The 10,138-nt window shown below is 61.0% G+C and carries 12 protein-coding genes; 5 read left to right on the plus strand and 7 right to left on the minus strand.

What is annotated here, in order from left to right:
* Window positions 1-73: 73 nt before the first annotated feature.
* Together cax and NW862_RS10205 are read left to right on the plus strand one after the other, a co-directional pair.
* Window positions 74-1,192, plus strand: coding sequence for a calcium/proton exchanger (gene cax / locus NW862_RS10200; RefSeq protein ID WP_414333372.1), 1,119 nt, complete (start codon window positions 74-76; stop codon window positions 1,190-1,192).
* A 23-nt stretch (window positions 1,193-1,215) separates the two neighbouring features.
* Complete coding sequence (locus NW862_RS10205; RefSeq protein ID WP_414427143.1) at window positions 1,216-3,099, plus strand: mechanosensitive ion channel family protein; 1,884 nt, start codon at window positions 1,216-1,218, stop codon at window positions 3,097-3,099.
* Between the two features lie 37 nt (window positions 3,100-3,136).
* Here the strand turns inward: NW862_RS10205 and NW862_RS10210 are convergent, their stop codons facing one another.
* From NW862_RS10210 to NW862_RS10225, 4 genes are all read right to left on the minus strand, one after another.
* Entirely contained in the window at window positions 3,137-3,376 is a 240-nt protein-coding gene (locus tag NW862_RS10210; protein ID WP_414333373.1) for a DNA-directed RNA polymerase subunit omega, read from the minus strand.
* A gap of 78 nt (window positions 3,377-3,454) precedes the next feature.
* Window positions 3,455-4,366, minus strand: a complete 912-nt coding sequence (locus NW862_RS10215) for a cell division protein FtsX (protein ID WP_414333364.1) — start codon at window positions 4,364-4,366, stop codon at window positions 3,455-3,457.
* A gap of 63 nt (window positions 4,367-4,429) precedes the next feature.
* The gene (locus NW862_RS10220) at window positions 4,430-5,245 is read right to left on the minus strand and encodes a cell division ATP-binding protein FtsE (protein WP_414333366.1); all 816 of its coding nucleotides are present in this window, start codon (window positions 5,243-5,245) and stop codon (window positions 4,430-4,432) included.
* Window positions 5,246-5,289: 44 nt separating this feature from the next.
* Window positions 5,290-6,039: a WecB/TagA/CpsF family glycosyltransferase gene (locus NW862_RS10225; protein ID WP_414337171.1), complete on the minus strand. Its 750-nt coding sequence runs from the start codon at window positions 6,037-6,039 to the stop codon at window positions 5,290-5,292.
* 202 nt (window positions 6,040-6,241) lie between these two features.
* On the opposite strand from NW862_RS10225, the gene NW862_RS10230 reads away from it, so the two are divergent.
* The 3 genes from NW862_RS10230 (at window position 6,242) to NW862_RS10240 (ending at window position 8,102) form a co-directional block, all read left to right on the plus strand.
* Complete coding sequence (locus NW862_RS10230; RefSeq protein ID WP_414348029.1) at window positions 6,242-6,925, plus strand: DUF4439 domain-containing protein; 684 nt, start codon at window positions 6,242-6,244, stop codon at window positions 6,923-6,925.
* 216 nt (window positions 6,926-7,141) lie between these two features.
* Window positions 7,142-7,555, plus strand: a complete 414-nt coding sequence (locus NW862_RS10235; protein WP_414427144.1) for a plastocyanin/azurin family copper-binding protein — start codon at window positions 7,142-7,144, stop codon at window positions 7,553-7,555.
* 10 nt (window positions 7,556-7,565) lie between these two features.
* The gene (locus NW862_RS10240) at window positions 7,566-8,102 is read left to right on the plus strand and encodes a hypothetical protein (RefSeq protein WP_414427145.1); all 537 of its coding nucleotides are present in this window, start codon (window positions 7,566-7,568) and stop codon (window positions 8,100-8,102) included.
* A 3-nt stretch (window positions 8,103-8,105) separates the two neighbouring features.
* Here the strand turns inward: NW862_RS10240 and NW862_RS10245 are convergent, their stop codons facing one another.
* The 3 genes from NW862_RS10245 to NW862_RS10255 form a co-directional block, all read right to left on the minus strand.
* Window positions 8,106-8,327: an RNA-binding S4 domain-containing protein gene (locus NW862_RS10245; RefSeq protein ID WP_414336183.1), complete on the minus strand. Its 222-nt coding sequence runs from the start codon at window positions 8,325-8,327 to the stop codon at window positions 8,106-8,108.
* A gap of 117 nt (window positions 8,328-8,444) precedes the next feature.
* Window positions 8,445-9,632, minus strand: a complete 1,188-nt coding sequence (locus tag NW862_RS10250; protein WP_414427146.1) for a serine hydrolase — start codon at window positions 9,630-9,632, stop codon at window positions 8,445-8,447.
* Between the two features lie 74 nt (window positions 9,633-9,706).
* Window positions 9,707-10,138: zinc ribbon domain-containing protein (locus NW862_RS10255; protein ID WP_414427147.1), on the minus strand; the 432-nt coding region annotated here is incomplete at its 5' end.

Below are 10,138 nucleotides of genomic sequence, written 5' to 3' on the forward strand. Positions count from 1 at the left end.
TCTGGCTAATGCAAATTCTCTGGGTTCTCCGGATCGCTCTGCAGCAGGTTGGCAGAGAGGTTTGAACGGCCTGATGTTCCTGCTGCTGGCGGGAGTTCCTCTATCTTGGGTGGGGCACTTCCGAGGCTGGGATCCCAATCTGGTCTTCCTCTGTGCCGCCTTGGCGGTGGTGGCCTTGGCCAAGTTTATGGGTCAAGCCACCGAGGAGATTGCCGCCTTGACCGGGCCGACCATAGGGGGGTTGATCAACGCCACTTTTGGCAATGCGGCAGAATTGATCATCGGCTTGGTGGCGCTGCGGGCGGGGCTGGTGGAGGTGGTGAAAGCCTCGATCACCGGCTCGATCATCAGCAACCTGCTGCTGGTGGCCGGGCTGGCCATGTTTTTGGGCGGCATTAAGTTTCGCGAGCAGAGCTTTCGGCCCGAAGTGGCTCGCATGAATGCCTCGGTGATGAACCTGGCGGTGGTGGCCTTGATCTTGCCCAGTGTGGTCACCTATGCCGATGCCAACTTGGGAGCGCTCTCCATCCAAGAGCTGTCCACGGCGGTGGCTCTGGTGCTGATCGGGGTTTACGGCCTCACCTTGCTGTTTTCCCTCAAAACCCACAGTTACCTCTACGCTCTTCACGAGGCCGCAGCCGCAGAGAATGAGGCGGCCAATCGCCTGGCCCCCAATCCGGTTTTGCAGGCGGAGGGCTCCATTCCCCAAGTGTTGACGGCCCCGCCCGAGCAGCCTGGGCTATGGCCTTGGGTGTTGGCCCTTTTGGGGTTGACGGTGTTGGTGGCACTGGAGTCGGAACTGTTGGTGAGCACCTTGGAGCACACTCTGGAGCATTGGCACATTACCTCGCTGTTTATGGGGGTGATCTTGCTGCCGATCATCGGCAATGCGGCCGAACATGCGACGGCAATTACGGTGGCCATGAAAGACAAGATGGATCTCTCCTTCTCAGTATCTCTGGGCTCGACGATGCAAATTGCCCTGTTCGTGGCGCCCCTGCTGGTCCTGGCCGGTGACCTGCTGGGCCAGCCGATGAACTTTAACTTCGGCATGGTGGAGCTGGTGGCGATCGCCGTCTCGGTGTTGCTGGTCAACTCCGTCAGCAGCGACGGGCGCTCCAACTGGCTGGAGGGGCTGTTGCTCTTGGCCACCTATGCCATTCTCGGCATTGCTTTCTTCTTCTTAGATTGATGGAAGAACTTTAGCATCGGCTCATGCCGCACAATCTGCAAGCTTCAAGTAGATCGAGGCGGGGAACAGCGGGATCCCTGCTTTGGCCGCTCCTTTTTTTCGGCACTTCCCTCGCCCTATCCCCGGCCATCGAGCCGGCATGGGGTCAGGAAACTTCTCAAAACAACGGCACCGCCTCCAACCTGCCTTTGCTCAACCGCTTGGATGCCCTGGAAGAGCTGCGGCAGGCGCTCAGCCTGCCCACCACCTCCATCCAAACGGAGGCCGTGACGCTGGATGGGCGGCGGCTGTTTTTGGTCGCCGCGCTGCAGGGGGATCCCGGCAGCGTGCCGCCGGTGTCGCAGCGGGCCCGCTCCATCGAACAAACCCTGCGCCAGTTGGCCCAGTCGGGCCTTGACCCGGAAACACTGCGGGTGGAGGTCGTCCTCGACAGCCAAACCAATCAGCCGGTGATCCGGGTGAATGGACGCCATTTGATGACCATCACCTCTCTGGATGCTCAGCTTCAGGGCAGCCAGCCGATGGATTGGGCCGAACAGGTGGCGGGCATTGTCGAGGAGGCCCTGCGCACCTGGCAGCGGGAGCGACAGCCCCAGTTTTTGCGCCGCCAAGCCCTGATAGCCCTCGCCATTCTGGCAGCAGCGGCAAGCCTGAGCCGGCTTTGTCAACGAGAACGACGACGGCTGCAGCAAAAACGCGATGCCCTGCAGGCGGAGTACCAGGCCATCCAAGCAGAGGTGCAGGAGCGCCTCCAGGGGGAGCCGGGCGAGGATCCCGTCTTGGTCGAACAACAGGCAGGGCGCAAACGGCAGGCATCCTATTTGGAGCTGCACATTCGTCTGCTGCGCCTGGTGCAGGTTGGCCTGTGGACGGGCGGCGTTGGGGTGAGTTTGGGCCTTTTCCCCCAAACACGACCCTTGCAAACGTTTCTCCTGGTCTCGCTGCGCGGCCCTCTGCTGCGCTTGGCAGGGGTGGGCCTGGCGACTTATGGCAGTGTTTGGCTGAGCAGCCTGCTGCTGGACGGCCTCTTCGCCGCCTTGCGCCAGGAGCAGTGGCAAAATGCCCCCACCTATCGCCTCAGCAAACGCCTCAGCACCTTTGCCGGTGTCTCCAAAGGAGTGACAGCCACCGCGCTGGTTTTGCTGGGATCCCTGGTCGGCTTGGCCTCGGTGGGGGTGAATATCGGCCCTTTGGTGGCCAGCCTGGGCTTCATCGGGCTGGGGATTTCCCTGGCTGCCCAGGATTTGATCAAAGACGTGATCAACGGGCTGTTGATTTTGCTGGAAGACCAATTCGCCGAAGGAGATGTGATCGTGGTGGATGGGCGGGGCGGCCTGGTGGAACATATGGATCTGCGGCTAACCCAGTTGCGCAACACCGAAGGCAGCCTGATCTCCATTCCCAACAGCGCCATTCGGGTGGTGGAGAACCTCTCCAACGGCTGGTCGCGGGTGGATTTGGGGATCGTGATCGCCTACGAAAACGACCTGGAACAGGCCATCCGCATCACCGAGCAGGTGGCGCTCCAGATGTACCGGGAGCCGGCTTGGCGGGACAAGATCCTCGAGCCCCCCGAGATGCACGGCGTCGATGACCTGGGGGAGCGGGGGATCACCCTGCGCATCTGGATCAAAGTGCAGCCCCTACAGCAGTGGCGGGTGGCGCGGGAATATCGCCGTCGCCTCAAGCATGCCTTCGACCAAGCCGGGATCCGGATTCCGTTTCCGCAGCAAACCCTCTGGTTCCACAGCCCCTTGGAGATGCGCATCCAGGGCCTCAGCCCAGAGGAGACCCACCGCCTGCTGCGCCTGATGGAGTCGCGGCTGGAGGCCCGTCCGCGGGAAAGGGATCCTGATCCAGAAGACCTCACAGACCAGGTTCCTGCCGAGGGTCTTCATCGCCCTTAGCCGCCCGGCTGGCCTGCAGTTGCGACAGGGCCAACAGCTACTCGTCGCCGATGATTTCCGGCTCAGTCAGTTCATCCGACATCTCGATGACGGCGCGGCGGATGGGCTTCATCCAGCCATCTTCCAGATCGTCGGGATCGTCGTAGCGACGGCGCTTGGCCCGGTTGGCCACCTGTACTGTGATGCGGTAGCGATTTTTGGAGGCGTTGATCAGAGCCTCTACCCGACGCATCAGCTCGTCGTTGTCGATAGCCAGTTGATGCTTGCGTGGGGCCATCATCGCAGTTTTAACCTTGGCATCTATTGTTACAGGGGATCCTGATTTTAGCAGAGAACCGGCCAATCCTTCCCTTGCTCAGCGCCCGACCGACTTACGCACTGCGATCAAGCTGCTGCCGGTGCCCAGAAAAACCCCCATCCCCAACAGCAGCAGCGGCAAGAACCAAAACTCCAGTTGGCCGGGATCCGCCTGCATCACCTTGAGAAAGGGCAAGGCGATCAACCGCTCCAGCACCTCCTGCAGCAACTGTCGGGATCCCAGAACCAAGCCCCAAGCCCCTAGCGCGCTGATCACCCCGAACAGGCAGCCCTGCAAAATAAAGGGCAAGTAAATCCAAGCTGCCGTTGCCCCCACCAGTTGCATCACCTCGATCTCCCGCCGCCGCGCCATGACGATCAGCCGAATGGTGGTGGTGATCACAGCCACCGCCGTCAGGGCCAACACCCCGGTGATGCCCAGGGATCCCAGCCGCAGCATCTCCTGAATTTGGGCCAGTTGTTCCACGATGCGGCTGCCGTAGTACACCTCGTCTACCCCTTCCAATTGGCGAATCTGTGCCGCCACCTCCCCCAGGGCTTCGGCGGAATCCGCCTTGACCCGCAGGGCATCCACCAAAGGGTTCTCCCCCAACTGGGTTTCCATCGCCGCCTCATCCTGGATCCCCATCTCGATGAGGAGGGTGCGCCAAGCTTGGTCTTTGGTGATGACCTTCACCGCCACCACGTGGGGCAATTGGGCGACCTGGGGCTGCAACTCCACCCCTTGGCGTTCCGGCTCCAGATAGACGGAGATCTCCAGTTGCTCCCCCAGGGATCGCACCGTCGCATCCACCCCCCAAGACAGCTCCACGCCGATCCCCACCAAAAACAGCAACACCAGCAGGGTGCTCACCGCCGCCCAGTTCAGCCAGCCTCCCCGCCGCAACCCCAAAAAAGTCTCTTGCAGGAGATAGCGAATCTTGTTGAGAAATCGGGAGAGAGATTGCATGCTGTTTACCGCCCAACACTGCCAGTAAACCCAATCTTCGGGATTCCCGCCCTATGCAGCGCCTCAGCGCAGATCATACAGGCGTCCTCCTTCCATGCGCACCACCCGGTGGCCGGCCCGCTCCACCAGATGGGGGTCGTGGCTGGTCATGATGACAGTCACCCCAAAAGAATTGAGCCGCTCCAAAATCTGGAGAACCAAGAGCGAGTTTTCCGGATCCAGGTTCCCCGTCGGCTCGTCTGCCAGCAGCAGCACCGGCATGTTAACAATGGCACGGGCCAGGCTGAGGCGCTGCTGTTCTCCTCCCGAAAGCTCATGGGGAAAGCGATCCCGCTTTTCGGTCAGCCCCACCATCTTCAAAGTCGGCCCGATGCGGCGGCGGATTTCGGCGGGGGACAGCCCTTGGGCGCGCAGCACAAAGGCCACATTTTCCGCCAGGGTGCGGTTGGCCAACAGGCGATAGTCTTGAAAGACCACCCCCAAGCGCCGCCGCAGCATCGCCAGCGGACGGGGTGGAATGCGGTAGGGCCGCCGCCCTTCCGAAGAACATAGGCACACCTGATCCACCACAACCGTGCCCTCGGTGGCCTGTTCGTCCCCGTAGAGCAGTCGCAAGAGGGTGGACTTGCCCGCTCCCGACACGCCGGTAACAAACACGAACTCGCCGCGGCGCACCTCCAGGTTCACATCCTGAAAAATCAAGTTGCCGTTGGGGAAGACCTTGCTCACGCCCCGCAGGGACACCATGCTGGCTGGGGCCTGCAAAGATCCCGGCTGGGTGCTGCTGTACAAGCTCAAGGGGGCCAGATGAGGAGTGGGAGCTGTACCGGCCCAACGGTGAACGCGAGGGGAATAGCCGATGTGCTGACCAAGCATCATAAGGAAGCGCCTACAAAAGAGGAAGACGAGGAAGCGCCGGCAGGCTAGGGGCGCCAGCGAGAAGCGGGATCCCACAGCACCCGCCAGGCAAACCTGGGCAAAGCCAACATGCGTCGCCAGCGCCAAGGTTCCTGATAGAGACGATACAACCATTCCAGGTGATGGTCACGCCACCAGCGGGGGGCTCGCCGTTTTTGGCCGGCCCAAATGTCGAAGCTGCCCCCCACCCCCATCCAGATGGCCTGGGGCAAGAGGCTGCGCCATCTCTGGATCCACAGCTCCTGGCGCGGGGAGCCCAGCCCCACCCACACCAGTTGCGGCTGGAAGTCCTGGAGAGTGTGCAGCAGGTTTTCTTCCTCGGCAGGGGAGAAGTAGCCGTGGTAGCCCCAAATGGACAGAGAGGGAAAGCAAGCGTGCCAATGTTGAATCGCTGCCCGGTTGACTTCCGGCCTTCCCCCCACCAAGGCCAAGCGCCACCCCCGTTCTGCCGCCAGCGCGATCAGGGCTTCGGCCAGCTCGATCCCCGGCACCCGCTGGACGCGGATCCCCTGCCGCCGCAAAGCCCACACCACCCCCGCCCCATCTGGGATCACCAGCTCTGCTCGTTGTAGCACCTGGGCAAAGGCCGGATCCCGCTGCGCCTGCATGATCATCTCTGGGTTACAAGTAACCACCTGGGCGCCCTGCCTCTCCTGAATACGCGCCTCGATCCAGGTGGCATAGCTCTGTAGACTGGCTTCTGGCAGAGCCAGGTGTAGGTTCACACCCAGAATTGAATGGCTTGCTAACGACACCACCACCGACCCATGCTTGCCCCCGCTGGTTTCAAGATAGCCCGGCTCAGCCGTCCAGCTCATTCCATGTAAAGTCTCTTCCCTCAGGCATCCAGGGCAGCACAAGCGGCGTATTCCCATCAGACCAGGCCGAGAGGGAATTGCCCGAGCAAGAGCAAGCCCTTAGAAGTTGGTTGCCCTCTTTCGAGACAGGAGACTTGAGATGAAGACTGCAAAGACTCCCTTCGCTCTGCCTCACCTGGCCGCCGAATGGGATCCCAGCACCACATCTGGCAGGTTCTGGCAGCCTTCCCGCCGCAGCTTGTTGTTGACCGGTTTGCTGGCGGGAGTGGGTGGGGTGCTTGGGTTGCGCAGCCTACCCAGTGCTGCCCAGACCAACACTGCCGACATCGCCATCCTCAACGCTGCCATCGACTTGGAACAGCAGGCGATCTGGGCCTACAAAACCGCTGCCGGCAAGCTGAGCAACACCGAAGTGGGCAAAATTGTGTTGGAAGTGGCCACCAAGAACCTGAAGGATCACGAACAACACCGCGATCTGTTGGCGGGTGCCGTGCGGCAGTTGGGGGGAACCCCCTCGCCGGCTCGGGATAGCTACGACCTCTCCACCTACATTGACGGCAAAGAAGGCAATCTCGATTCCGACGCCAACATCGCCAAGCTGGCCCTGGCCCTGGAGTTCGATGCAGCCCTGGCCTACAACGATGCATTCGTTCAGCTTTCCAACAAAGACCTGGTGGCTGCCGCCAGCACCATCGGTCCCAATGAAGTTGCCCACGCCACTGCGATCCGGGCCGTGTTCAATCGCCTCGATCCGAGCATTTTGGTGGTGCCTGCTCCCTTCGTCAGCGCCGAGACTCGGGAGCGCTGGATCCTGAAGGTGTAGAGCTGGATGATCTCCAGGGCCTCCCCATGTCCCTATTGAGGCAGCTCCCAAGCGCTTCCCTCACCCCTCTCCCAAAGGGAGAGGGGAGTTAGAGCGGCAGTGCGTAGCAATAACGACGTAACGAACCGTTTCATTGCTATTTAAAACGACTAAACGACTATAGGAAGTCTCAGCCTTTTTGCTCTTCCTGGCCTGTGTGGAGAAAGCCCTATGCCAATGACGCGGCGGTTGCTGTTGCTGAGTGGGCTGGGATCCCTAGTCAATGTGGGGGCCATTTTGGCCGTGGAGCGCTGGCGACGAGCCGGCTCGGCTGCGGGTCAGGATCCTGTCGAGACAACGGCAGCAGTCGAGGCTCACGGCCCGCTGGCGCAAACGGAAGCAGAGGTGATCATTCGCGGGTTTCAGTACCTGCCCCCGGAGATTACTCTCAAGCGGGGGGGCAAGGTGACTTTCACCAACCTGGATTCCACCCCCCACACGGCTACTCCTGTGGCAGGGGCGCAGTTCCAAGGGACAGGGCGGCTGCGGCGCAACGAGAGCAAAACCTTGACCTTCGAGGTAGCCGGCATTCAGGAGTATTTCTGCGATATTCACCCCAGTATGGTGGGTCGAGTTGTTGTCGTCGAGTAAGGTGAAAGCCATGCCAACGGAAACCCTGGGATCCCCTGTCCCTTTTTGGACCCTCTGTCGGCGGGTGTACCTGGTTTGGGCCATTCTTTTGGGGATCGGGTTTGCCGCCACCCAGTTTCACCAAGAGGCCAACATCAACTGGCTGTGGTTGCTGATTTCTCTTATTGGCTTGGGCTATATGGTGCGGCAGACGGCGCTGCCGGAGTTTCGAGCTGCCGGATTGGCCCATCTTTACTTCGTGGGCTTGGTCTGGACACTGGTGATCGCCCTGGGCATGATTCTCTCGGTGCTGCCTTTTGTCGGTCGTACCCCTCTAGCGGCTTTGAGCCAATATCTGGGGGTGTTTTGGCTGTGGCAAATGGGGTTGGGCCACTGGCTCAACGGCCTGGTGGATCCGCCGCGCCTTCCCTACTGGATCACCGGTGGGATCCAGATCTTGGCCGGAGTTGCCTGCCTGCTGTGGGGGCTGGAGTGGCAGTATGCGGTGGCAGGGGGGATCGGGGCTTTGGCCATGCTGCTTCTGATCCCGCTGCATGGATCTCGATAGATCTCACTGATCTCCCTCTGAGGCCTTATCCAGGTGCACCTGCCAGACTTGGCCCAGCGCCCTCACCTCATCCCCAAGGCGCAATTTGCGCCCGCGGCGGGTTTCCACCTCGCCATTGACCTGCACCTGTCCGGCTTGGATCAACTGCTTGGCCTGCCCACCGGTGGACACAACCCCCGCCCACTTGAGAAACTGATCCAGCTTAATCACGGGATCTGTCGCCATCACTGCACCCAAAGGGTTTTGACATCGACCAGTTGTCCCATTGCCTGTTTCTCCACTCTGGCATTTGCATTCTGCCCGGAATGGGGCTCGGGAGAGAAAAATTGGTGATGTTTGGGATCAGGGTTGCAAGCTGCTCGTGGTTGCCGTTGGATCCCCGGCCCAGAACTCATAAGCGGCTTGCGACAGGCTGGCGATCAGCTCTTCGGCTCTGGGGTCGTTGGGGGTTTCTCGCTTCACCCACACCGCCGCCACATAGCGTCGCCCGTTGGGCAAATCCAGGATCCCGGCATCTCCCACCACCGAGCGCAGGGTTCCCGTCTTGTGGGCAATGCGCACCTCCTGGCCCAGGTGGGGTCGAAAGTAGGAAGGCCGTTGGGTACGCCAGAGAATGTCCAAAAAGCGGTCGCGGCTGCGGCGGCTAAGCATGCGCCCCTGTTCCACTTGGCTGAGCAACCAAACCATGTCGCGTGGGCTGCTGGTGTTGGTGCCCTCCAGATCCGGTAGCCACCAGGAAATTTGCGTGTGCTGTAGCCCCCACTGACGAAATTTTTGGTTGAGAGCCTCCTGTCCACCCAGGCGATCGATGATCAGATTGGTGGCGAAGTTGTCGCTGAGGGTGCTCATCAGGGTGGCCGCCTCCAGGGCAGAGACCTGGGATCCCAGGGGACGGGTTTGGAGCACGCCCGCTCCTCCTGCCTTGAGATCTTCCCGCAGGGCGAGCGGTTCATCCAGCCGCACCTGCCCGGTTTCCACGGCCTGGAAAAAGGCCAAGAGAATGGGGATCTTGATTACGCTGGCGGCAGGAAAAGCCTGATCCGGCCTGACGCCGGCAAAGGCGCCGCTTTCCACCTCCCAAAACAGGGCCCCTGCCGTCAACCCCGGTTGGTCGGCCAAAGCGGCTAGGCGCTCCTGCAAAGCCGGGATCGCCTCTCCCTGCAGGGTATCGCTCGGCCCTGGATCCCCAAGCTGCGTCGTGGCAGGTTCTGTCTGTCCAGTGGGGGTTGATTGCAGCAGTTGCGAGAGGCCGGCCATTGTCAGGCCCAGGATGAGACTGAAGCTCAGGCCCCTGAGCAACACTTCTCCGAGGGCCGGAGAACGTCCTGGGCGGCGAGGCTGGACAGCCCGTTGGCGCAGACGGGCGATGGCTTTTTGGCGGGCCAGACGCAGCGGCTGAGGGTGGGAGGCAGCCGGGGCAGGAAGCAGGCGCCCAGAACCCCCCAATAGGGCATCCTTAGCGGATCGTGAGGGGCGGCGGGGATCCCGAGGCTTCTTGGGCGTTGGTCTCCTCTCCCTTGCTCCGGCCATGAGAACAACTGCTCCCACACAAGGCTTGCGTAAAGATGTTGACAGTTTTACCAGCTCTGGTGGCTCGGTATGAACTACCCCACCGCGCAGGCGGGTGGGGTTTCCTCACCCGCTTGACAGCAGAGCTTTTGTCTCTTCCTCTGCCCCAGTTGCTTCATCGTTCCCGTGTACCGGGTCTGTGAAGTAGAGCTGAAGCATCCAAGACTCACGAGGCTGGTTCCCAACCCCGGTTGCTGATTAGTGGCAACGTTGTAGAAAACCATCACCGTCCCCCTGTCCCGCGGTATCGCAAAACCACAAGCAGAACAGACATGGTAACGGTTACTTAGCTCTGCCCACTCCTTGTGAACAGCACCGCACTTTGGACAGCGCTGAGACGGCTTGAGGGTTTGTGTAGGAAGAAACAAGACCAGACCACCTTTCTGCTCGATTTTGTAGGTCAGCATTTGGTTCAGCGTACCAAACCCCACCGACAAAATAGACTTGTTTAGTCCGGCCTTATTTTT

The sequence above is a fragment of the Synechococcus sp. H55.8 genome (assembly GCF_047462375.1).
GTDB lineage: Bacteria > Cyanobacteriota > Cyanobacteriia > Thermostichales > Thermostichaceae > Thermostichus.